Annotated in this window: 16 protein-coding genes; 14 read left to right on the top strand and 2 right to left on the bottom strand. The window is 68.1% G+C overall.

Going from position 1 to position 22,844, the window contains the following annotated elements; translation table 11 throughout:
• Nucleotides 1-11 precede the first annotated feature (11 nt).
• From AB5L97_RS05645 to AB5L97_RS05615, 7 genes are all read left to right on the top strand, one after another.
• Entirely contained in the window at nt 12-218 is a 207-nt protein-coding gene (locus AB5L97_RS05645; protein ID WP_369046807.1) for a toxin-antitoxin system HicB family antitoxin, read from the top strand.
• A complete protein-coding gene (locus tag AB5L97_RS05640; protein WP_369046806.1) occupies nt 215-586 on the top strand; it encodes a type II toxin-antitoxin system death-on-curing family toxin in 372 nt (123 codons plus the stop codon). Before AB5L97_RS05645 ends, AB5L97_RS05640 begins: the two co-directional genes overlap by 4 nt.
• A 146-nt stretch (nt 587-732) precedes the next feature.
• Nucleotides 733-3,540, top strand: coding sequence for a PD-(D/E)XK nuclease family protein (locus tag AB5L97_RS05635; RefSeq protein ID WP_369046805.1), 2,808 nt, complete (start codon nt 733-735; stop codon nt 3,538-3,540).
• A complete protein-coding gene (locus AB5L97_RS05630) occupies nt 3,537-6,914 on the top strand; it encodes a UvrD-helicase domain-containing protein (RefSeq protein WP_369046804.1) in 3,378 nt (1,125 codons plus the stop codon). The genes AB5L97_RS05635 and AB5L97_RS05630 overlap by 4 nt, the downstream gene beginning before the upstream one ends.
• 21 nt (nt 6,915-6,935) lie before the next feature.
• Complete coding sequence (locus tag AB5L97_RS05625; protein WP_369046803.1) at nt 6,936-7,475, top strand: hypothetical protein; 540 nt, start codon at nt 6,936-6,938, stop codon at nt 7,473-7,475.
• Complete coding sequence (locus tag AB5L97_RS05620) at nt 7,439-8,215, top strand: hypothetical protein (protein WP_369046802.1); 777 nt, start codon at nt 7,439-7,441, stop codon at nt 8,213-8,215. Before AB5L97_RS05625 ends, AB5L97_RS05620 begins: the two co-directional genes overlap by 37 nt.
• Before the next feature lie 5 nt (nt 8,216-8,220).
• Nucleotides 8,221-8,421, top strand: coding sequence for a hypothetical protein (locus AB5L97_RS05615; protein ID WP_369046801.1), 201 nt, complete (start codon nt 8,221-8,223; stop codon nt 8,419-8,421).
• 159 nt (nt 8,422-8,580) lie between these two features.
• On the opposite strand, the gene AB5L97_RS05610 is transcribed toward AB5L97_RS05615, so the two are convergent.
• Nucleotides 8,581-9,438, bottom strand: coding sequence for a patatin-like phospholipase family protein (locus AB5L97_RS05610; protein WP_369046800.1), 858 nt, complete (start codon nt 9,436-9,438; stop codon nt 8,581-8,583).
• Between the two features lie 9 nt (nt 9,439-9,447).
• The gene (locus tag AB5L97_RS05605) at nt 9,448-10,860 is read right to left on the bottom strand and encodes an FAD-binding oxidoreductase (RefSeq protein WP_369046799.1); all 1,413 of its coding nucleotides are present in this window, start codon (nt 10,858-10,860) and stop codon (nt 9,448-9,450) included.
• Nucleotides 10,861-10,927: 67 nt separating this feature from the next.
• On the opposite strand from AB5L97_RS05605, the gene AB5L97_RS05600 reads away from it, so the two are divergent.
• The 7 genes from AB5L97_RS05600 (at nt 10,928) to drmB (ending at nt 22,836) form a co-directional block, all read left to right on the top strand.
• A complete protein-coding gene (locus AB5L97_RS05600; protein ID WP_369046798.1) occupies nt 10,928-11,677 on the top strand; it encodes an alpha/beta fold hydrolase in 750 nt (249 codons plus the stop codon).
• Between the two features lie 70 nt (nt 11,678-11,747).
• Nucleotides 11,748-12,803, top strand: a complete 1,056-nt coding sequence (locus AB5L97_RS05595; protein WP_369047364.1) for a DNA polymerase IV — start codon at nt 11,748-11,750, stop codon at nt 12,801-12,803.
• An 896-nt stretch (nt 12,804-13,699) separates the two neighbouring features.
• Entirely contained in the window at nt 13,700-14,227 is a 528-nt protein-coding gene (locus tag AB5L97_RS05590) for a hypothetical protein (RefSeq protein WP_369046797.1), read from the top strand.
• The gene (locus AB5L97_RS05585) at nt 14,224-15,735 is read left to right on the top strand and encodes a hypothetical protein (RefSeq protein ID WP_369046796.1); all 1,512 of its coding nucleotides are present in this window, start codon (nt 14,224-14,226) and stop codon (nt 15,733-15,735) included. Before AB5L97_RS05590 ends, AB5L97_RS05585 begins: the two co-directional genes overlap by 4 nt.
• On the top strand, nt 15,723-17,435 hold the full coding sequence (locus tag AB5L97_RS05580; RefSeq protein WP_369046795.1) for a nuclease-related domain-containing DEAD/DEAH box helicase: 1,713 nt from the start codon (nt 15,723-15,725) through the stop codon (nt 17,433-17,435). Before AB5L97_RS05585 ends, AB5L97_RS05580 begins: the two co-directional genes overlap by 13 nt.
• Nucleotides 17,432-20,920: a helicase-related protein gene (locus AB5L97_RS05575; RefSeq protein ID WP_369046794.1), complete on the top strand. Its 3,489-nt coding sequence runs from the start codon at nt 17,432-17,434 to the stop codon at nt 20,918-20,920. The genes AB5L97_RS05580 and AB5L97_RS05575 overlap by 4 nt, the downstream gene beginning before the upstream one ends.
• Entirely contained in the window at nt 20,917-22,836 is a 1,920-nt protein-coding gene (gene drmB, locus AB5L97_RS05570; RefSeq protein WP_369046793.1) for a DrmB family protein, read from the top strand. Before AB5L97_RS05575 ends, drmB begins: the two co-directional genes overlap by 4 nt.
• The last annotated feature ends 8 nt before the right edge of the window (nt 22,837-22,844 follow it).

Genomic DNA, 22,844 nt, shown 5'->3' with positions numbered 1-22,844 from the left:
TACTATGGGATATGGCCATCAACGTCCGCATTCCAGAGGAACTCGACCGCCAGCTCGAAGCCGTGGCAGCGGCCGAGCACGTTTCGAAGAACGCCCTCCTGCTGCGCGGGGCGCAGCTTGTCGTCGAACGCCACGAGCGGCGGAAACAGCTCGAAGAAGGCCTGAATTTCGTTCTGACACACGACAAGGAGCTCCTCGACCGTCTTGCTGACGCATGACGGCCTTCCTTGATCTCGAGGATGCCCTGTTCGTGGTCCGACGCATGGGATTCCATGTGAAGGACGCTGGCCTCCTCGCCTCCGCATTCGCACGGCCGGCCACGACCGTCGGCGGCCACGATGCGTATCAATCGCTGCCCGAGAAGGCGGCGGCGTTGTTGGAGTCCGTAGCGCGCAACCATGCTCTCATTGACGGAAATAAGCGCACTGCCTGGACACTCACGGTACTTTTCCTGTGGATCAACGGGTTCGGCCACGCCTTCAGCACCGACGAGGCGTTCGACCTCGTGGTGGGCGTGGCGGCCAAGCGTCTCACGCTCGACCAGTCGGCTCGCGCCATCGCAGCTCGCATCGCGCGCCGGGACTGATCTGGAAGCCCCTGCGGGCATCACGGATCTGGCACTGTGTGGACGTGGCGTCGCGCTCGCGCACGGCCTCGTTTGTCGGAGGGGTTGGCTAGTGTGAGGGTCATGCCGGCGATCGGGCCGCCGGTGTGCAGAGCAGGGGGATGACGATGATCGTCGAATTCGGGTGGTTCCTGGACCGCGCGCCGTGGGCGTACGCGAGCCCGGGGCTGAACCGCGTGCGCGTGGGGCGGAAGAACCTCATCGGGCTCCTCCAGACGCGTCTCGGCCTGACGCGAGCGGAGACCCCCAACGCCGAGCGCGTGAGCCAGTACCTGGCCACGCTCGAGCACCTCGACTCGCCGGATGCCTGGTTCCACGACTCCCTCCACGCCGACGCCTGGTCCACCGCCTACGACCTCCTTGCGGCGCGCGACGACGCCGTCGCGAACGGCTGGCGCGGCGACCTCCCCGACGAGTCGGCGCGTGAGGACACGCACGCGCGCGCCGGCACGGAGAGGGGCACAGCGCACGACGGCGGGCCGTCGCCGCTGCTGCGCACGCTCGCCGCCGCCGAGCGCGCTGGGAGGGGGCCGGAACGCGCGGGAGTCGCGGGAGGCGGGCTCGCGCCGTCGCTCGCGGACGACGTCGCCGAGCTCCTCGACGAGCTCGAATCCTCTCCCCTGCCGCTGGGCATCGACGAGCTGGTCCTCCAGCATCCCGAGGAGACGTTCCCGGCCGTGTGGCGGCGGATCATCGGCGCGCTGCGGGATCGGGGCGTCCGGGTGAGCGAGGCGCCGCAGTCCCCGGGCGCGCCCGAGCTCACGGTCCTCTCCGCCGAGACGGAGTGGGAGGCCGCCGAGCACGCCGCCCGCTGGCTCGCCGCGGGCGGGGACGGTGGTGGGGATTCGGGCGCGAACGCGAGCACCGCCGTCGTGTGCTCGGACCCGACGCCCGTCCTGGACCAGTACCTCACGATGCACGGGCAGCCGCGCCTCGGCGTGGGCGAGCAGTCGGTGTGGCGGGCGCAGGACGCCCTCATCCCGCTGTTCTTCGAGCTCGTGTGGGAGCCGGCCAATGTCCACCTGCTTGCGGAGTTCCTCACGCTCCCCGACTCGCCGGTGAAGCGACGTGCCGCCCGGCACCTGCTCCGGTCCCTCGCCCGGGAGCCGGGCACGCGCGGGCCTGAATGGGAGCGGGCCATCGCGGACATCGGCGCCGACGAGACCCTCGGGCCCGACCTCGCGGCGCAGCTCGACAGGACGTTCAGCACGCACCTGCTCCTCGACGTCGAGCACCGCAGGCCCACCGGCGGCCAGCTCGTCGAGGCCACGTCGTGGTTCGCGGCGGCGCTCAACGCGCGGGCCGCCGTCGTGCCTCGCCTGCAGCCGACCTCCGCGCAGCTCAAGCGCGTCCTCGCCCTCGTCGCGCCGCTCCGACACGTCTCGCGGAAGGACCTGCGCCGGATTGTGGCATCGGTCGTGACGGCGGATGCCGAGCCGATCCTGCCCGCCGAGGCCGCGCCCTGGCTGCGCCTCAACCACCTCGTGGAGCTCGGCGAGGACGTCGAGGACGTGCTGTGGTGGGGGTTCCAGTCCGCGTCGACCCCGCGGGTGCGCCGCTGGGACGCGCACGACGCCGCGACACTCGCCCGCGTGGGCGTCGAGCTCCCGAGCCCACAGGACCTGACCGCCCTCGCCGTCCGCGAGACGCTCGCGGCCGCAGGGCGGTGCCGGCGGCTCGTGGTGGTGCAGATCGCCCAGCGCAACGGCGAGCGCGTCGACTCGAACCCGCTGCTCGAGGCGCTCGTTGAGAGGTATGGACGCGCCCCTGCCGTCGGCGGCGCGAGCCCCGGCGTCGGCGGCGGGAGCTCCAGCGTCGCAGAGCGTATCGCCAAGGCGACGCGCGTGCCGTCGGACCTCACCGACGCCGACGGCGTGTGGCGCCTTGCCGGCCGGACTGCCCAGCTTCGGCGCGCCGAGGCCGCGCGGCCGTCGGCTCCCGACCCCGTCCAAGAGGTCGGCGCGAACACGGCCCTCGCGCCCGAGACCCTCTCCTACTCGCAGCTCGACGTGCTGCTGGGCTGCTCGATGCGGTGGGCGCTCGAGCGCAAGGGCAGCCTGCGGGTCCCCGACGCGGCGGACATCCCAGAGGGCAGCCGCATGATCGGCTCGTTCGCACATCGGGTCATCGAGAAGCTCCACGCCATGCTCCGGCCACAGCACCGCGCGGTCCCCACGGACACCGAGATCCGTGCCGTGATCGACACCCTCGTGCCGCAGCTCGCGTCCGAGCTCCTCCTGCCGGGCCAGAAGGCACGCCGGCTCACGGTCGAGGCCGCGGTCAGGGAGGCGGCGTCGACCTTCTTCGCGATGCTCGAGAAGGGCGGAATCGTGCTGCAGGAGGTCGAGCAGGAGTTCTCGAAGGACCTCCCACTCGTCACGAGCGACGGCGTCGTGGCCGTCCCCGTGCGCGGCGCGGCGGACGCCGTCGGGATCGACTCCGACGGGCGCACCGTGGTGATCGACCTCAAGTGGTACAACTCGGTCAAGTACCTTCGCGAGAAGGTCCGCAAGGGCACCGCGCTCCAACTCGCCCTGTACCAGTGGGCGCTGCACGAGGGCGACGCCCCGCCGGACGACCCCACCGCGTACTACCTGCTCAAGCAGCACGCCTTCGCGTCGGCGCACGGGCATTTCGGGCCGGCGATCCCCCGCGAGGAGACCCCGGCGCAGCTGTGGGGCCGGGCGGTGCGCTCGGCCGAGTTCACGATCGAGCAGGTCCTCGGCGGGCGCGTCACGGCCACGAAGCCTGTCGAGGACGCGTTCGCCGAGCAGGCCAAGGCGTCGACCGCTCCAGGCGAACAGCCCAAGACCATCGAGGACGTCGAGACCGCCGTGGGCCGCCTGTACGTGCAGCCGGGGTGCCGGTTCTGCCACTTCGGGGCCCTGTGCGGGCTGAAGGGAGACTACTCATGAGCTTGCACCACGACATGCCCAGCCGCGGCATCCTGGAGAACGTCACGATGGTCTCGGCGAGCGCCGGGACGGGCAAGACCTACACGCTCACCGAGAAGATCGTCGCGCGCATCGCCGCCGGGACGCCGGCCGAGAAGACCATGGCCACGACCTTCACCAAGAAGGCCGCTGGCGAGCTGCGCGAGCGCATCGCCGCGCGGCTCCTGGATGCAGGCCAGCTCACCCGGACCGGCGGGCACGACGGCGGGCGGCCGGGCGAGCGCGAGGGCGTGCCGTCGTCGTCGGGCGGCTCACGCGCATCCGACCTCAGGCTGGCGTCCCAGCAGCTCGGGGCAAGCCTCATCGGCACGGTCAACAGCGTGTGCGGACAGCTGCTCGCCGAGTACGCGATCGATGCGGGCCTCTCCCCCGCGCTCGAGGTGATCGGCGAGGACCAGCTGGATGCGATGTTCAAGCTCGCCACCGACGAGGTCCGGGCGGACCATGCCGAGACGCTCGCGCCGATCGCGCGCCGCATGGGCACGCACCCGGACCAGTCCGGCGAATACCAGGTGGAGTCGTGGGAGGACACGGTCCAGCGGGTCGTGAACCTGGCCCGGACCAACCTGCTGTCTCCGAACGAGGTGCGCAGGTGTGCGGACGCCTCGTGGGCCGGGTTCCGGGCCCTGCTCGACGACCCGGCCGAGGACAGCCGGGCCGAGTGGTTCCGGGAGCTGCACGCGCTGCGAGCCGTGGCAGAACGCCTGGCCGGCACTGGGGAAGGCGTCGACGGCAAGGCCGTGGACACCGCTGCCAAGGGCTTTGCCGAGAACTACCCCAAGATCCTGGACAAGATCGCCAAGGCGCAGGACGTCGAGACGACGCCGTGGGAGGTGTGGCGCGGCTTCCTCGGATCGGGCGCGCCGAAGGCACTCAAGAGCATCTTCGGAGACCTCAAGAAGCGAATCCACGAGGAGCTGCCGTCCAACCGGGCGTTCCACGCGGACCTCGAGGGGCACATCCGCGGCGTCTTCGCGTGCGCGGCGGACTGCCTCGACGCCTACGAGGAGTTCAAGCGCGGGAACGCGCTCATGGACTTCGTGGACCAGGAGGCCAAGGTCCTCGAGCTCGCACGGCACAACGAGGCGTTCCGCGAGTCGTTCCGCGGGCGGATCGAGTTCCTCGTGGTGGACGAGTTCCAGGACACGAGCCCGCTCCAGCTGGCCCTGTTCCTCGAGCTGAGCGCGCTCGTGAAGGACGCCGTGTGGGTGGGCGATCCGAAGCAGGCCATCTACGAGTTTCGCGGCACCGACCCGGAACTCATGGAGGCCGTCATGGCGCGGGTACCGGCCGAGCGGCGGGAACAGCTCTCGCACACGTGGCGGTCGAGGCAGGCCGTCGTGGACCTCTCCAATGCGGTGTTCGAGCGGGTTTTCACCGGTGACGCCGGCAACGGTGGCCACGGGATGACCGAGGCGTCGGTGCACCTCGAGCTGCCCGCTGCGAAGGTCGCCCAGTACGCCGGGGACGCGGGGAGCGTCGAGGCGTGGACGCGCGCCCAGTCGAACGCGCCGGAGCGGCTCCGCGCCACGGCCGCGGGCGTGCGGGAGCTCCTCGGGCGCGGACTCACCGTGGATGGGCAGCCCCTGCGGGCCTCGGACGTGGCCGTCCTGACGCGGACCAACGCCGAGGTCGCGGCCCTCGCCAAGGCGCTCGACGAGCTGGGCGTCCGCTCGAGCCTCGACCCCAGATCCCTCGGAACGGCCCGCGAGGTCCAGCTCACGCGCGCCGGCATGGCCTACGTCGCGGACCGGTATGACACCGTTGCGCTGGCGGAGCTCGTGGCCCTGCACCCCGACCACCCGTCGCACTCCATGTGGCAGCAGGAGCTGCTCGGCGCCGTCGTGCCTAGGGAACAGGTGCGGAATAAGGAAGGCGAGGTGGTTGCGGGGCCGCGGCTCGTGCACGACGAATGGCGCGCCGTACCCATCGTTGCGGCGCTCGACGCGCTGCGGGACCAGGCTATGGCCGCGACACCGACCGAGGTGCTCGAGGCCGTGACCGGGGTGCTGGGGCTGCCGCGGCTCATCGCTGGCTGGTCGGCGCCGGAGCGTCGGCTGCGGAACCTGGATGCCTTCCGTGGCGCCGTGGGACTGTACTACGAGCGGTCCCGCGCGCTGCGGGAGCCGGCGACACTGCGCGGGTTCCTGGAATTCTTCGCGTCGGACGAGCACGCGTCGGCGGAGAACGCCGGGCCGGACGTCGTGAACCTGCTGACCTATCACAAGGCCAAGGGCCTCGAGTGGCCGGTCGTGGTCATGGAGAGCCTCGACAAGGAGACGAAGGCCCGGCCCTTCGGCGCCGGAGTCGAGGCCACGCGGGCCCTGGACCTGGCCGACCCGCTCGCGGGCCGGTGGATCCGGCTGTGGCCGAGCCCGTTCCCGTACGGCGGGTCGCCGCTGGACGCCCGGGCGCAGGCGAGCGAGGCCGCCGCTCGGTTCCTCGCGCGCGAGCAGCGCAACCAGGCCCGGCTCATGTACGTGGGCATGACCCGCGCCGCCCACACCACCGTGCTGACGGCCAAGAACGGCTCGCCGAGCATGCTCAACGACCTCGGCATCGAGGGACTCGTGGGGTGGAAGGCCGGCGGCGAGGAGGCGGTGGTCGTGGGACAGGAGACGAAAGTCCCCGCGCGGGTGGCCGCCCTCGAGCCTGCTGAAGCCGTGGCGCCCGACGGCGAGTGGTCGCCGCGGTTCGTCGACGCCCCCGTGGCGGGTGCCGCCGTCGTGCGCCTCCCGGCAAGGCTCAAGGCCAGCGAGGCCCTGTCACCGATGGTTGAGCGCAGCGAAGCGGAGTCGAGATCCCCTGCCGCCATCCGCAAAGTCGCCCACCTCGGTACCCCGCTCGCAACCCATGGCTCCGAGGACTGGGGCGCCGTGGGCAGCGCGGTCCACGCGTACCTCGGCACGCACTTCCGAGCGCTCGACGAATCGGATCGCACTCGCCTGGCCGAGCGACTCGTGGACCGCTGGGGCGTCTCCCACACCGTGAGCGCGCAGCTCCTCACGACGGCAGGCGAGCGCTTCGAGGCGTGGCTCGACGACGAGTTCCCCGGCTGGAACCGCCACCGCGAGGCGGCGATCGGCTGGCGGCCGAACGGCCAGACCATGGAGGGCTGGATCGACCTGCTGCTCGAAGGGCCGGACGGGTTCGTGCTCGTGGACCACAAGACCTACCCCGGAAACGACCCCGAGGGACACATCCGCGCCCATTACCTGGGCCAGATGGACGCCTACCAGCGGGCCGTCGAGGCCGCAACTGGTAGGCCGGTCCAGAGGATCCTCATGCACCTCCCGGCGCTCGGCAAGGTGTTCGAGATCACCCAGATGGCCTGAGTCGGCACCAAGGAGACGACAATGTCAACGTTCTTCGGGAAATACAAAGAATCCGAGCTGCGCTCGGCAATGACCCAAGCCGTCGCTGAGGCTGCGGTGCATGGCCGCGCGGGACTCCGGCGGAAGTATGGCCTTGGTCCGGCAACAAAGCTCGTCGCAATTGCCGCTGGGCACCACCTAGATGGCAATGCTCTGGTCGCCGCCGCGGCGGCCCATCTAGATCCTCCGATGGTGCTCACGTCATCAGACTTCTCGGGCGGGGTCGCGACGACGGGTATCCTCGACGCCTGCGATATACCTTGGGCCGACGCTGACGATCTTCTGAACGTGCCAGGACTGCATATTTCGGCCAACCCTCCTCTCTCAGATCCTGGACGCCCCAAGTACTGGTGGGTGAATCAGAACGAGAACTATACGACGACGTCGTCGCACAGGGATCACTATGGGCTCCGCATGTTCGCTCTGACGGGCACCCTGGACACGCCGACTGGCAGGCACTGCACTACATGGAGCCCGGAGACGTTGTGTTCCATTACGCCGCGAAGAAGTTCCAAGCTTTGAGCCGGGTGGTGTCGAACGGAGTCGAGGCCCAGCGCCCACATGCCTACACGGGTGACTTGGATGGAACCCTTGTCCTCGTTGAGCCAGTTGTGGTCGACATGGAGATCAGTATCGATCGGCTCGCGGAACTTTTTCCCCCGGGTGTAGGACCGATCAATAAGTCGAGGAAAGTTGGACGCGTCTACATCTCTCCGGTCCCGGCCGCAATTGGCGGCCCGCTCGCGGGTTATCTCAGCAGAGGTTCCGAGATGGTTCGCGGTCCGGAAGGCTCCTCTGAAGGTGCCAGCTCGCTGCCGCGCGGGGCTCTTATGCCGCAGTCCACTGACGTGATCCGCGCCAGGTGCGAACGGGCTGAGCAGCAGTTCCTCCGGATGCAACTTCTCGCCGACTACGGGCCGCAGTGTGCGATTTGCGGCAAGGTCCTGCCGAAGGATCTACTGGTGGCAGCGCACATCAAGCGCCGATCAGAGTGCACCGACGTGGAACGGCTCGACTTCGGCGCAGCAGCAATGCTCACATGCACGCTCGGTTGCGATTCCCTCTTTGAAAATGGGTACCTGAGAGTTGACGACGAGGGTAACGTACGCGCTGCCGCCACCGAGTTCGCCGGGTTGTCGGCCGCATTGAGCGACCTCGACGGCGCCTGCTGCCTCGCATTCTCTGAAGCTACAACGAGGAACTTCGAATTCCACCGGAACTGGCATGCGAACCGGTCAGCGGTTCCTCAGGCCCAGCTATAGCCAAAGTGGACCACAAGACGTACCCCGGCAACGACCCCGAGGGACACATCCGCGCCCACTACCTGGGCCAGATGGATGCCTACCAGCGCGCCGTGGAGGCCGCGACAGGCAGGCCTGTCCAGAGGATCCTCATGCACCTTCCGGCGCGCGGCAAGGTGTTCGAGGTCAGCGGCCCACTGGACCAGACCCATCCTGTCGAGAAGTAACGCCATGACGCTCACCATGGCGTTACTTGGCGGAACCGCCCCCACGACCCGCCCACCGCGCAGGCGGCCCACATCAAGCCCAGGCGATGACGGCGTCGTGGAGCACCAGCAACGTCGCCCGATCCCGAGCGGTCACGCACAGGCACGCCTGCCCTGACTTCAGCTCCAGAAGGCGTCGATCTCCGCTGCGACGCGGCGGCCCTGGTCTCGGCCGGCTCGAGCTGCGGGAATACGCGCCTCGGGATCCAGCGGATTGGCACCCATTGCCTCCTGCGACGCGGCATCCGCATTGATCATGAGGACCTGGGCAGGATCCAGATCACGCAGCTGTTCGTCTGGGACGGCGACGCCCAAGGGGGTTTCCGCAGGCGATGGAACGAGGATCAGGACTTGCTCTGCGCCTGCCGCAAGGTCCGCGTTGGCCAATGACCTCGCTCCGCCGTCCATGTAGAGGCGTCCCTCGATTTCGACCGGCGGCCAAACCCCGGGGACCGCGCAGCTCGCCGCCACGACGTCCACCAGATTCGTTCCAGACGTTCTGTCGAACACCCGGAGCTCGCCGGTGCTCGTGTCGACGGCGGGGATGAGCAGCGGCCAGCCCGACCACTCGTGCGTCGTCAACCGCGCCTCGATGACGGCGCGGCGCATGGCCGCGGGTGGGGTGTCCGCCTTGAGGGCGAGCGTGCCCAACCGTTGCCGCACCTGCACGGCCGAGGCCGCGTTGTTTGTTGCGTCCGCGATCATGCCGCCCAACTGCGCGAGGTCGATCGTGGCGCTGAGCTCCGTCGTCGTCGCCGCGATCTGCCGGTCGAAAAGTCCTTGGAGGCTCTCTCCGGAGGAGATCTGGGCGGCGACCGTCGACCCCGCAGAGGTCCCGATCAAAGTCGTCGAGTGGGTCAGGAGACGCTGGACCAGGATGGGCGCCTCGTCCTGGAGGCCGAGGAGAAAACCCGTCTCCCAGGCGATTCCCGCCACACCGCCGCCGGCGAGTACCAGGGCGCTCTTCGTTGAAATCATGCGTTCTCCTCAGTAGGGCTCGCGCGCTTGCAGGATGACGATGCCAAGCGGCGGGATCGCCCGGCCTGGGTTGAGGATGCCGTGCGGGTCCAGCGCGTTCTTCACGGCGTGGTGCAGAGCCAGGCTGACGGGCGAGAGCTCCTTGCGTAGCCCGTCGAGCTTGAGGGTCCCGACGCCATGCTCGCCGCTCACCGTCCCGCCGGCAGCGAGAGCGGCGTCGATGATCTCGGTGAAGGCCTCATGCGCCCGGGCTTTGGCCGCATCGTCGCCGGGCGTCGTGATGATGAGCGGGTGGAGGTTGCCGTCCCCGGCGTGGGCGATGTTGGCGATGAGCACGCTGTGGGCAGCGGCAATCTCCTCGATTCGGGCGAGGACCTCGGGGACCTTGGCCTTGGGAACGCAGACGTCCTCGGTGAGGACTGGTCCCAGCCGCTCGAGGGCCGGGTAGGCGAGTCGGCGGGCGGCGTACAGCGCCTCGGATTCCTGCTCGTCGGCGGAGACGGCGGCGACACTCGCCCCGGCCTCCTCGAAGCAGCGCGCCAGCTCGGCAGCCTCGAACGCTCCCTGCTCGCCGGGGGCATCGGTGCGGCCGATGAGCACGGCGTTCGCGTCAGTGGAGAGGCCCATGTGCTTCCAGTCGTCCACGGCCTTGAGGCAGTGATGGTCCACGAGCTCGAGCACGGACGGGCTGATCCCGGATTCTGCGACGAGCGCGACGGCCCGCCCCGCGTCCACGAGCGAGTCGAACATCCCCGCCACCGTGATGGGCGCTGGCGGCAGGGGCCGCAGCCGCACCACGATCTCGGTCACGACGGCGAGCGTCCCCTCCGAGCCCACGATCAGACCCGCGAGGTCATACCCGGCAACGCCCTTGGCTGTCCGATGGCCGAGCCTCGTGATCTCCCCCGTGCCGGTCACGACCTCGAGCTCCAGGACGTAGTCGCGGGTCACGCCGTACTTGACGCAGCACATCCCGCCCGCGTTGGTCGCGACGTTGCCGCCGATCGTGGACCACGGCGACGAAGCCGGGTCCGGCGGGTACCAGAGGCCGTGCCGCGCGACGTGGGCGCGCAGGTCGTCGTTGACCACGCCCGGCTGGACGCGTGCCCAGCGCTCGGCCTCGTTGACCTCGAGGACCGCGTTCATCCGCTCGAACGAGACGATGACGCAGCCCTCGATCGCGTTGGCCCCACCCGAGAGTCCGGTCCCCGCGCCGCGCGGCACGAGCGGCGTGCCTGTCTCCACGCACCAGCGCACCACCGCGGCCACCTCCTCGGCGGACTCCGGCCGGACGACGGCGTGTGGCGTCCCGTAGATGGCCCACTCCCCCTCGTCGTGGAGGTACCCGGCGAACGAGGCCTCCGCCGTCAGAACCCTCCCCTCGGGCAGGGCGTCGGCGAGGCTGGCGGCGGTGGGCTGCATGTCAGGACTCTACCGAAGCCCGCGCCGCCCATTCTCACCGCGCGCGCCGCGGGGCTAGGCTCCCGACATGGGTGCTCCCGACACGGCCGAGACGTTCGTCCTGGTGCACGGCGCGTGGCATGGAGGCTGGGGGTGGCGGCCCGCCGCGGCGAGGCTCGAGGCTGCGGGGCACGCCGTGCACGCGCCGACGTCGCCGGGTCTCGCCCCGGGCGACGACCCGACCGGCGTCGGGCTCGCGGACGCCGTGGACGCGCTCGTCGCGTACGTCGAGCGGCACGACCTCCGGAACGTGGCCCTCGTCGGGCACAGCTGGGGAGGATTCCTCCTTTCGGCCGCCGCGCCGCGCCTGGCAGACAGGATCGTGCGGCTCGTCTACATCAACGCGTTCGTGCCCCTGGCCGGCGAGTCTATGGTCTCGCTCATCCCCGAGCGCGCGGCCGCCATGTACGCGCAGCGCGCCGCCGCCTCGGTGGACAACACGACGACGGTGCCGCTCGAGCTCTGGAAGGCCGTGTTCATGCAGGACGCCGTGGCCGAAGTCCAGGAGCTCGTCCACAGCCTCCTGACCCCGCACCCGTTCGCCACGCTCACGGACCCGGCGGCCGACGTCGACTATGCGGCGCTCGGCGTGCCGCTCGCCTATGTCGGCTCGCGGGAGGACCTGGCAATGGTCGCGGCCGATGCACCCTGGCCTCCGCCCTTCGCCGAGCGCCTGCCCGGCCGCACGTTCACGGAGATCGGCGGGAGCCACGCGTCGATCCTCACCCGGCCGGCCGAGGTCGCCGACGCGCTGCTCGCCCTCATGGACGTACGGTGACGTTCCCCGCCGAGGCCCAGGGCGCTGGTGTTCTTTCGGGCAAACTGGTGGGGTGAGCGCAATCCGGTGGGTGCTGCACGTGGACCTCGACCAGTTCATCGCGGCGGTCGAGGTGCTGCGGCGGCCGGAGCTTGCGGGCAAGCCGATCATCGTCGGCGGCCGCGGCGACCCCACGGAACGAGCTGTGGTCTCGACGGCGTCCTACGAGGCCCGGGCTTTCGGGGTGGGTTCGGGAATGCCCTTGCGTGTCGCGGCCCGGAAGGTGCCCGACGCGGTGATCCTGCCCGTGGACCAGGAGGCCTACCTCGCGGCGTCTGAGGAGGTGATGGCCACCCTGCGCGCACAGCGCGGCGCCGTTGTGCAGGTCCTCGGCTGGGACGAGGCGTTCGTGGGCATTGAGACGGAGGATCCGGAGGCCTACGCCCGGCAGATCCAAGCCGCCGTCCTGGAGCGGACGCGGCTGCATTGCAGCGTGGGCATCGGCGACACGCTGGTCCGGGCCAAGGTCGCCACGGGCTTCGGCAAGCCGGCCGGCGTCTTCCGTCTCACGGCCGGGAACTGGCTCGACGTCATGGGCAGCCGGCCCACCAGGGACCTGTGGGGCGTCGGACCGAAGGTCTCGGGCCGGCTGGCGAAACTCGGCATCAGCACGGTCGCCGAGCTCGCCGCGTCCAATCCCCAGGTCCTCGTCCTGGAGTTCGGTCCGAGGATGGGTCCTTGGTATGCGCAGCTCGGGCGCGGGGACGGCACCAGCGTTGCGGACGACACGCCGTGGGTTGCCCACGGGCACAGCCGCGAGACCACTTTCCAGCGCGACCTGACCGAGCCTGCCCAGGTGGATGAGGCCCTGAGGGAGCTGACAGCGCGCGTGCTCGAGGATGTCGCCGCCGAAGGACGGCCCGTAGTCGGCCTGACCCTCAAGGTCCGGTACGCCCCGTTCGTCACCAAGACCCACGCGAGGAAGATTCCCGACACCTCCGACCGGGACGACATCCTCGCCCGGGCCCTGGGCCTCGCGGCCGAGATCGAGCCCGGCCGCCCCATCCGGCTCCTGGGCCTGCGGGCCGAGATGGCCATGCCCGACGACGCCCGAAAGGGGCACACGCCCACGCGCGGCGGTTGGTGACGGCTGCTACGCGCTCAGCAGGATGCCTAGGCCGTCCGGGTCGGTGAGGCGCGCGCCGTCGGGCGTGCGTTCGACGGCGACGCCGCGGCTCTCGAGGGTCGCTGCGGCTTGGTCGATGCTCGCGACCCGCAGCGCGAGGTGCGGGAACCGCTAGCGGCGTCGTGCCCTGGCGCGACGCCCCTGACTTGGCTGTGGCAGCGAAATGTGGGGGCCGCACGGCGAGCCCGCCCGATCCGCCTACCTCCAGACGATGGTGAGGCCGTTGCGAGCACCGATTGGTTGAGCCACCACCAGATCTTGTGCCCCTGCACCCTATGCCGAGGCCAGAACAGCACTGCCCCGGTTGGTGCAAGAATCGAGGCGACCCCCCGCTCGGGGGCGGGTGCCAGGCTCGTGGGATGCGTTGTCGTGTCCTTCTCGCCCTAAAGTGTGAGAAGGGCGTGCGAATCTTGGGCATTGGCGCAAGAGGAATCAGCTGGATGAGTCCAAAGGTGGGGGTGACGATGGCTGTGCCGAGGTTGACGCTCGCTGATGGCTCCCATGGACACGGCAGGGCTGCTGATTGGATCGGTCGGCTGCTATTACTGGGGTCCAGGGCTGCACACTTCATCGCCGACCTCCCCGAACGTCAGCTGGTCGTCGGTGTTTCCGTTCCGGGGCGAGACTTTGCGGCTGCCTTGATCGGCTGCGGATGGGTCATGGCATCCAAGGCACCGATGCTCCCCGACCCCGTGGAAACACTTCGCTCGATTGTGCCTGGCACGCCCGTTCGCGCCGTGAACGGACGTCAGATCATCACTGGCCCTTTCTGGTCTCTGGACGAGTCGACAAGTCCTCCCCGCGTTCAAGTCGCCGGATCGATCTGGCCTGTCGATCGCTTCAGCGCGCTTGCCGTAGTGCCCGAGCTGGAGGTGTGGGGGAGGACTCCTCGGCCCGAGCCGGGAAGTGTGGGCCAATGGGCCCACCTCGACGAAGACTGGGATGCGCGCCTTGCGGCCCCGGCAGCGGATCTCGCGATCGTCGGCACCATCACGTGGCTGCAAGAGGACTTCGACGCCCGTCTGGGCCGCGATGGTGACGGCATGTCCCCGACGCCGATCCATGACCTCCTCCTGCCCGACACCGCAAAGCTTGGGACTTGTTTCACGCGAACCTACACATCAGCCCATCTGGCCGAGCAGATCCCACTCCCCCAAGAAGTGCGCGCCGTCATCCTCGACGGATCCGCCGCGGTCAAATACCTCCAAAGCATCGAAACCCCGCTCGTGATCTGCGTCCTCGACCGCTCCGTGGCAGACGAGACAGCCTCCGAGATCCTCGTGCAGCTGCGGAATAGTCGCGGGGAACCCGTCTCACTCCTACAAGACCTCGTCTGGCCTGCCCCGTTGGGCATCGAGGCCCTGGCATTCACGGTGCCGCTATGAGCCGCGTTGACGCCCTCGCCCGGCGGTATGCTGCCTCTTCGTCCCTCCTGCGCTACGGGGTGGAGATCCTAGCGGTCGGGGACCCCGTCGGTTCGCAGCTGAACGCGGCGGTCCGCCTGCTCATGCGGACCGTGCAGGAAGATGGCCCAGGGCTATGGGAGGACCTGCTGGGCTCAGCCAGAGCACTCCGATGGCGGCTCATGAGCCATCCTCAGCCAATCGAGTTCAATCCCGCCCTCCGAGAGGGAGCTGAAGAGGTCATCCGTCAGACACGCCGTCTGCGCGGCGCTGTGGCGAACAATGCGCTGCTCGATGAGCTGTCCGCGGCCGCTGAAAGAGTCTGCGAACAGGACCCCGTGCTCGGTCCTGTCCTGCTGCGCTCAATCCAGGAAGTCGGAGCCAGCGACTGTGTCGTGGTCGCCGGCAGCGCTTCGGCCGGTGCCGCGATGGACGAATGGCTCCGACCCCAGGGAGTCAGTGTGCTGACCCTCAGCGGGCTCAAGCGCACACCGCCCGACGTCGGACAATCGTACGCCGTGGGTCCCCCGTGCTTCTTCAGTTCTTCGCTTGTCACTGCACCGGTGACGGACGCCGTGAGTTTCCTGATTCCTGCATGGTTCACTTACAGGCAAGTTCCACAGTCCGTCCTCGCCCCGTACGCCGAGGGAGCAATTCGCATAAGGTCTCGCGTCTTCACCGAGGGGGACGTGACGGAACCGGAGTCCCCCGCCGAGGACGAGGAGCTCGAGGAGTTCCTACCGCAGCCTGTCTGGGGCACCCACCAGTCCGCTTCCAGGGAGCCCTCGAGCGACGAAGTGGAGGCCCGCAAGCTCCTCCTAAGCGGGCACCGTGCACTGTGGCTCGACGACGGCGAGCGTATACGGGCCCTGGACCCACGGCTGCCCCGCGGTGAACGAGTGGTCTATGTAGACGTGGCAGCAGTCCGCCCCGGGACCTATCTGCTCCTCCGTGAAGGCGAGACAGAACACCGGGCGCTGCACCAAGCCGCGCTGGCCCGCCTGGGCGATCGTGCTTCTGAGATCGACACGACCCAGCGAGCGTGGAAGCAGCGCCTGCAGACCCGCCTGAGCCAGCGGGGGCACTGGGCGGTGGAACGCGGGCTCCGGAATGCAGGGGTGAAGACGGCCGACAGGGCCCGCGCATGGAGGGAGCCGAACCTCGTCCGCCCACAGAGCGACCAGGACTTCGAGAGGCTGCTGCAGTGGCTCGACCTGCCCGTCCAGCCGACCTTCGGTAACGCGACTTCGCTCCGGCGCGAGATCCACAGGGCGAGCGCCCAGATCCGAGAGCAACTCGAGACGACAGTCTCCGCAGCCGACCTCACTGCGCTCGAGCACGAAGGACATCTCAGCCTCGACATGAAGACGGTCGGCTTCCGTAGCATCCTGGCGGCTCGGGTCATCGCCGTTTCTCCGCACACTGAGATCGTCCCCCGTCACGAGGCAAGGGTCCCCTTTGAAGATCGGAGCGGGCAATGGCTCGAATGATGCCCGCCTACTGCCCTAACGACGCACCGCCGGGCGAGAGGGCCCTCTACGCCGCGCTGAGTTCCAGCAGCGAGACAGCCGACTGGATCGTGCTGCACTCGCTGGGCATCGCAGACCACGTGCGGCAGGTGGAAGGCGAGGCCGACTTCGTGGTCATCGTACCCGAGCACGGCGTGCTCGTTATAGAGGTCAAGTCACACCAGAGTATCCATCGTCGTGCCGACGGCCGGTGGAAGCTCGGCAACGACGCACCGACGACGCGTGGCCCCTTCCAGCAGGTCAGGGAATGCATGCACAGTCTGCGGAACTTCCTCGAGAGGAAGCACGTCGACCTGCGCTCGGTCCCCCTGCTGTACGCCGTGTGGTTCACCAGCATCCGCGCTCGCACGATGCTGCCCGAAGACCCGGAATGGCATGCCTGGCAAGTTCTCGACTCCGAGGACCTCAGGGCAGCCCCTGCAGCAGTCACGCGGACCCTCGAGGCGGGAACCAAGCACCTCAACGAGAAGATCAAGTACTTCTCCTACGGAGGCCTCGGCCCTGACAGGACAGAAGCAGAACGGATCGGATCCACCCTTCGTCCCCGATTCGAGTTGGCGACCGTCCCTGGCGACCGGCGCCGGGCGAGGAGCTCCGAGCTCGTCGCATTCGTCGAGGAGCAGTACCAGGCACTGGACGCCGTGGCCGAGAACAGGGCGGTGCTCTTCTCCGGACCAGCGGGATGCGGCAAGACCTTCCTTGCCATGGAGGCCGCCCGCCGCGAAGTGGCCATGGGCAGGCGCGGGCGCCTGCTCTGCTTCAACAGGTTCCTGGGGAAGCGTCTCTCCGCAGACATGTCCGATGTTGAGCATCTAAGGGTAGGAACCTTCCACCAAGAGCTCCTCCATCTCGCCGGACTCTCCAAGGCACCCGATGGAGCCGACCAGTCGTTCTGGGAACGGGAACTGCCCGAACGAGCGATGGAGGCACTGGTCGAGGGAGGCGACGGGCTCACGAACGATTTCCTCGCTGTCGACGAGATCCAGGACCTTGCCACCGAGCCCTACCTCGACGTCCTCGACCTGATGGTCTCCGGCGGCCTCAAGGAGGGCCGCGTCCTGCTATTCGGGGACTTTGAACGCCAGGCCATCTATGGGAACGAACAAGGGAGAGAAAGGCTCCGCGCACGCGTTCCCTCGATGACCTCCTACAGGCTGTTCCTCAACTGCCGAAACCTGCCGCGCATTGGCTTCCAGGTGAATCTGCTCAGCAAGCTCGAGCCTGGCTATCAGAAGGGCCAGTTCAGACGCCCCGACGACGGTGTCGACCCCAGCGTCCTGCCATACGCATCGCGCCGGGACCAGTCGGCCCAGCTGGTCAAGGCGGTACGCAGCCTCAGGGACGAGGGATTCGAACTGGACGAGATCGTCGTGCTGAGCCCGCTCGGGAGCAGCTCAACCGCCGAGACCACCCCGGACCCGTGGCTGCGGCAAGTGCTCCGACCTGCCGACGGGGGCCCGCCGCGCAGAGGCCAGCTCGCCTACAGCACCATTCAGGCATTCAAGGGCTTGGATGCGCCCGCGGTGATCATCACCGACATGGACCGCGACGTTCCCAACTACGAATCCCTGCTCTACGTCGGCCTCACCAGAGCGACCGACCGCCTATTCGCACTGATCGAGTCCGGGACCCTCCGGGCAGCATTTGGAGGTCATCCATGACCGGGTTGGAAGCCCGCAGCATCGTCGAGGCAGAACTCAGGAGGGAGCTCTTCGGGCCGCTTCGGGGTCAAGAACCGCCGGGCAAGCCGATCGACTGTTCCAGTGGCTCGGTCCATTTCGACTCCGTCGAGGCCAGCCGGGGGCAGTTCCACGATGCCACTTCACTCGAGGAGATCCTCAGCACCACTGATCCGCTTCGCCGATACGGCATCGGTGTGCTTTACAGCGGTGCAGCTGTCGGTGGCACAGCGATCGAGACTGAAGGCCGCGAGGACGTGGACCTCACAGGCGTGCCAGGCATCGCTCAGAGCGAGGACAACCCCTCGGGCGCCCCGATCGAGGTCAACACCGTCCTGCACTTCGACGAAGCCGACTCCGACGACTTCGATCTGACCGATGCGAACACTTTCAAGCCATCGGCCATGGCCATCTCGTTCCAATGCCGGGTGCCCACCGGGGGATCACTGAGCGTGTCTGTGACAGGGGCGCACTATGAGAGGATCACCGCCCACATCCCCGGTCTGAAGCAGGTCGACTGGTGGCTCCGAAAACCATTCGAACTCGTTGGCAGCGTGCCCGGTTCCGTCCTGGTGAACGAGACCAATCGGCTCAAGATCGTCCCGACGAAGCCGCTTGCCGACCATCCCATGATCGCGCCGACGACCCAAGTGTTCAGCCGACCGGTTCCGGGGTCCCTCGACCCGGATCTACGCCTCGTGACAGTCGCAGTCGCGAACCAAGTCGTGGGCACAGGGCCGACCAGTGCCCTCTTCCAGATGGGCTTAACGGTCACCGCAGGAGGAACACTCACGATTGAGCCGTATCCGAAGGCGGAAGAGCCGGATCACGGCGAAGAGGAGCAGTCAATCGCATTGCTCTACCGGAACAAGCGCACCTACGCGATCGGCCATGGCTGCGCGGCAGAATGGTGCGCCAGCCTAGAGCAGAGCTCGCCGAACGCTGCCTGGGTGCAGGCCGTGGCGATGCCAGCCCATGAGGTTCTCAGCATCACGCCCAACGTTTACCTGACCGACGACGACGGGAACTACAGCCTCGACGCCCACAGGAACCGCCGTACGGCCACAGCCAGCATGGCCGCCCTGGCAGACGGAACCCAAGAAGGCCGAGACCAGGTGGAGATAATCCTCCGGCTCTACGGAGAGTGGATCACGAAGCAGGAAGGGCTCATCCCGGACTTGCTGCCGGGGTTCCAAAAGGCGGCCGCCCTGCACATGGACCGAGCCCGCGAAGCGCTGAAGCGGATGCAGGCCGGCTGGCAGCTCATCCAGTCCACAGGTATAGCCAGCCGTGCATTCCGCTGGGCCAATGAGGCCATGCTGTACCAGCAGATCCGATCCAATTTCCCCCTCCGCGAGGTCAAGCCAGGGAAGGACGATGTCCTGCGACCGGTGGGGCCCCACCCGGAGCCGACCATACCCGAGGGTAAGGGCACCTGGCGCCCGTTCCAGATCGCCTTCATCCTTGCCAGCCTGCCCGAACTCGTGGATACTGCCCACCCCACGCGGTCGCTTGTCGACCTGATCTACTTCCCAACCGGCGGAGGCAAGACCGAGGCCTACCTCGGCGCCTCGGCCATCAGCCTCCTCGCCAGGCGTCTAAGAGACCCCGACGACGCGGGCACGGACACCCTGATGCGCTACACACTGCGGCTGCTCACGGCCCAGCAGTTCCTGCGGGCGGCCTCGCTGGTCTGCGTACTCGAGGACATCCGTGACCGCAACGAGGACGCGCTCGGCAAGTCGCCCTTCGGTATCGGCATCTGGCTCGGCGGAACCTCGACGCCGAACAGCTGGAAGAAGGCCGTCGAGACCCTCGGCAAACTCCGCCGCGACTCCTACGAGCAGAACCTCTTCCTGCTGCTGCGCTGTCCCTGGTGCGGTGCCCAGATGGGCACCAGGCCCAAGGCCAAGAGCGGCCAGCACGTCATCGGATACGAACAGGTCGGACCGAAGGTCGTTCTCCGGTGCGTCGATACGCAATGCCGCTACTCGAGGCGTACCGGTCTACCCGTCCACGTGGTCGACGAGGACATCTACGACGTACGGCCCTCCATCGTGATCGGGACGGTCGACAAGTTCGCCATGATGGCATGGCGGCCGATGGCGCACCGTCTCTTCGGCCTGAGCAACGGTAGCCGCGACGTGTCCCCGCCAGGCCTCATCATCCAAGACGAGCTGCATCTGATCTCCGGGCCCCTGGGATCGATGGTCGGCCTCTATGAGCCGATCATCGACGAGCTCTGCACAGACCGCCGCGGCGCACAGCCGGTGCCGCCGAAGATCATCGCCTCGACCGCCACGGTCCGCCGGTACGAGGACCAGATCAGGGGGCTCTTCGGACGGGACAAGGTGGCGCTCTTCCCGCCCCACGGCCTCGAAGAGGGGCATTCCTTCTTCGCCGAACCGGCCACCATGCCAGACGGCTCGCCCGAACCGGGCCGCCGCTACTTGGGCATCATGAGCGCATCCCTCGGGTCGACCCAGACGGTCCAGGTCCGCGTGGCAGCGGCGACGCTCCAGGGCGCGGCCCGGATCCCTGAATCCGACCGGGACGGCTACTGGACAAACCTGAACTTCCTCAACAGCCTCCGTGAGCTCGGAAACACCGTCTCACTTCTCGAATCCGACATCCCCGACTACCTGACCGGTTTGGTCCGCCGCGACGGCATCGAACCGCGGTGGCCGCGGAACACCATGGAGTTGACATCGCGTCGGCGATCGGACGAGATCCCCAAGGCCATCGAGCAGCTGCAGGTCGGCTATGGCCAGAACAGCTGCGTGGACATCTGCCTGGCCTCTAACATCATCGAAGTCGGGGTCGATATCGATCGGCTCGGGCTGATGACCATCGTCGGCCAGCCGAAGACGACCGCGCAGTATATCCAGGTCAGCGGGCGCATCGGACGTAGGGCAGACGTGAGCCCCGGCCTGGTGATCACTATCTATGGCGCCGCCAAGCCCCGGGATCGCAGTCACTATGAGCGGTTCCGAACCTACCACCAGCAGCTCTACGCACAGGTCGAGCCGACCTCGGTGACACCGTTCGCCACACCGGTTCTGCGTCGGGCGCTCCACGCGGCCGCCGTCGCCTACGTGCGCCAGGTGGCGCCGGACACCCTGCCCCACCCGTTCCCCCAGCAGGAGTACGAGCACGCGATCGACCTGCTTCGCGAGCGTGCTCTGATAGTCGACCCGGGCGAGCTTCCGGTCTTGGAACGCATGGCCGGAAGCCGGTCCAGGCAATGGTCCGAGTGGGAGCGCACCGCGTGGGAGGCGAATCCGCCGCCGTGGGGGGATCCCAAGCAGGGCCTGATGCGGTTCGCCGGCTCGCTTCCGGACCTGGACAGCAAGGCCATGATCTGGGACGTGCCGACTAGCATGCGCAATGTAGATGCCGAGTGCCGTCTCGCGGTCTCCCTGGCCTACGCCCGAGAGGACGCCGAAGTCGAGGAGGACAGTCTATGAGTACAGGTGCCATGCGACGGGCCCAGCTCGTCACCCCTTTCGGTGTCGGCGCCATGAGCGTCCTCGTCAACGGAACCTCGGTCGTGACGGCAGGGCTCGACCACTGGTACGACGTCGACGACGCCGGCGCCCTAGCGCTCGAGGAATACCAAGCACACGACTGGCGCCTGGAGGCCCGTCTAGGGGTCTCCGAGTTCCGTCTGCCGCCGGACTACCGCCCCCAAGGCCAAGGCAGCGACCGGCGCAACGTCAAGCTCACGGTCCCGGTACTGCGCTTCCCTCGCTGGTGCTTCTGCATATACTGCAAACGGCTGGAACTGAGCACGCTGACCATGCAGCAGCAGGTGACGTGCAGGGACAAGGAGCACGCCGCCAACAAGTACAAGCCGCGCATGTCGCAGGTTCCCTTCGTCGCCGTGTGCTCGCGAGGGCACCTCGACGACTTTCCCTTCGACAAGTGGGTGCATCGCTCGAACAGCCCTGCCTGCAGGGGTCCACTGCGGTTGAAGTCGCGCGGTGGCGGGGGCCTCGAAGGGCAGGTCGTGACCTGCGACGGGTGCGGTGAAGAACGCTCGCTGCGTGGCATCACACAGGGCCGCTTCGTCCAGGGCGAGGAACACACCACCCTGAGCGATCGGCTCCTGAAGCAGGGGGGTCCATACCTGTGCACCGGCGCCCGGCCCTGGCTCGCACAGCTCGAAGGCCCATGCAATGAACCGGTACGCGGAGCGCTCCGCGCCGCCGGGAACGTGTACTTCCCGAAGGTCGAGTCATCGATCTACCTACCGCTCAAGGAAGGCGCGGTCAGTGAGGAGATGCACGAACTCATGCGGCACCCAGCAGTCAGCACGACCATGCGCACCCTCCACAGCATCTTCGGCGCCGATCTGGAACTGACCGTGCTCCGCGACAACCTGCTCAAGAACGTGCCGCCGGAACTGTTCGGCCCGATCGCCGACGAAGAGCTGATGGCGGGCTACCGGGACCTTCTCGGCATTGACGCCGAGCAGCCGGAGCAAGGGGACGGCAGCGGCTCCGAGGTCCTGACGGGCGACGACGAATGGCGGCACCCGGAGTTCCAACACATCCGGGAAACGCCGAAGGACGACCACCTCACCGCAACCGATCCAAAGGTGCATCCAGACCTCCGCCTGCACATCGATCGCGTGCGCTCCGTCGACGTGCTGCGAGAGACCCGAGCGCTCCGCGGCTTCACCCGCGTCCGCGATGGGGCCCTCAAACTGAGCGTCGGCAAGTCGCTGCTGCGCAGGGAACCGCTGTCCCCGGCACAGGACTGGTTGCCCGCCTATGTCGTGAAAGGGGAAGGGATCTACCTCGAGCTCGACCCGCTGCGGCTGGCTGCCTGGGAGGCAAGGGCAGAAGTCCGGGCCAGAGCGCAGAAGCTCACCGACCACTACGGTGCTGTCGCCTCCAAGCGAGGGCTCGAACCCCGGGAACTCAGCCCCCGATTCGTGCTGCTGCACACGCTCGCGCACCTGCTCATCAACCAGCTGGTCTTTGCCTGCGGCTACAGCTCAGCGTCACTTCGCGAGCGGCTCTACGTATCCTCGGCACCGGGCCGCGAGATGGCCGGGCTCCTGATCTACACGGCAGCGGGCGACTCCGAGGGCACCATGGGAGGTCTAGTGCGGATGGCACGGCCCGACAGCCTCCGCTCGGTCTTCGCCTCCGCCATCAGCGATGCCCGATGGTGCTCCACCGACCCTGTCTGCATGGACGCCGGCGAGAAGGGCCAAGGCCCTGACTCCTGCAACCTCGCAGCTTGCCATGGCTGCGCCCTCCTTCCCGAGACGAGCTGCGAGGAGTTCAACCATTTCCTGGATCGCGCCCTAGTTGTAGGCACCTTTGCTGATCCAGGGATGGGGTTCTTTTCGGACACCCCACCGAGTTCATGACGAACGAA

Origin of the sequence: Sinomonas sp. P10A9 (assembly GCF_041022165.1) — a bacterium.
Taxonomy (GTDB): Bacteria; Actinomycetota; Actinomycetes; order Actinomycetales; family Micrococcaceae; genus Sinomonas; species Sinomonas puerhi.
Note: the sequence above shows the minus strand (reverse complement) of the source record. Positions and strands in the feature narration are given on the sequence as shown.

What these genes read in the sequence shown, in the direction of transcription:
- AB5L97_RS05645 (WP_369046807.1), top strand. Translation starts at nt 12, where the DNA reads ATGGCCATCAACGTCCGCATTCCAGAGGAACTCGACCGCCAGCTCGAA.
- AB5L97_RS05640 (WP_369046806.1), top strand. Translation starts at nt 215, where the DNA reads ATGACGGCCTTCCTTGATCTCGAGGATGCCCTGTTCGTGGTCCGACGC.
- AB5L97_RS05635 (WP_369046805.1), top strand. Translation starts at nt 733, where the DNA reads ATGATCGTCGAATTCGGGTGGTTCCTGGACCGCGCGCCGTGGGCGTAC.
- AB5L97_RS05630 (WP_369046804.1), top strand. Translation starts at nt 3,537, where the DNA reads ATGAGCTTGCACCACGACATGCCCAGCCGCGGCATCCTGGAGAACGTC.
- AB5L97_RS05625 (WP_369046803.1), top strand. Translation starts at nt 6,936, where the DNA reads ATGTCAACGTTCTTCGGGAAATACAAAGAATCCGAGCTGCGCTCGGCA.
- AB5L97_RS05610 (WP_369046800.1), bottom strand. Translation starts at nt 9,438, where the DNA reads ATGATTTCAACGAAGAGCGCCCTGGTACTCGCCGGCGGCGGTGTGGCG.
- AB5L97_RS05605 (WP_369046799.1), bottom strand. Translation starts at nt 10,860, where the DNA reads ATGCAGCCCACCGCCGCCAGCCTCGCCGACGCCCTGCCCGAGGGGAGG.
- AB5L97_RS05600 (WP_369046798.1), top strand. Translation starts at nt 10,928, where the DNA reads ATGGGTGCTCCCGACACGGCCGAGACGTTCGTCCTGGTGCACGGCGCG.
- AB5L97_RS05585 (WP_369046796.1), top strand. Translation starts at nt 14,224, where the DNA reads ATGAGCCGCGTTGACGCCCTCGCCCGGCGGTATGCTGCCTCTTCGTCC.
- AB5L97_RS05580 (WP_369046795.1), top strand. Translation starts at nt 15,723, where the DNA reads ATGGCTCGAATGATGCCCGCCTACTGCCCTAACGACGCACCGCCGGGC.
- AB5L97_RS05575 (WP_369046794.1), top strand. Translation starts at nt 17,432, where the DNA reads ATGACCGGGTTGGAAGCCCGCAGCATCGTCGAGGCAGAACTCAGGAGG.
- drmB (WP_369046793.1), top strand. Translation starts at nt 20,917, where the DNA reads ATGAGTACAGGTGCCATGCGACGGGCCCAGCTCGTCACCCCTTTCGGT.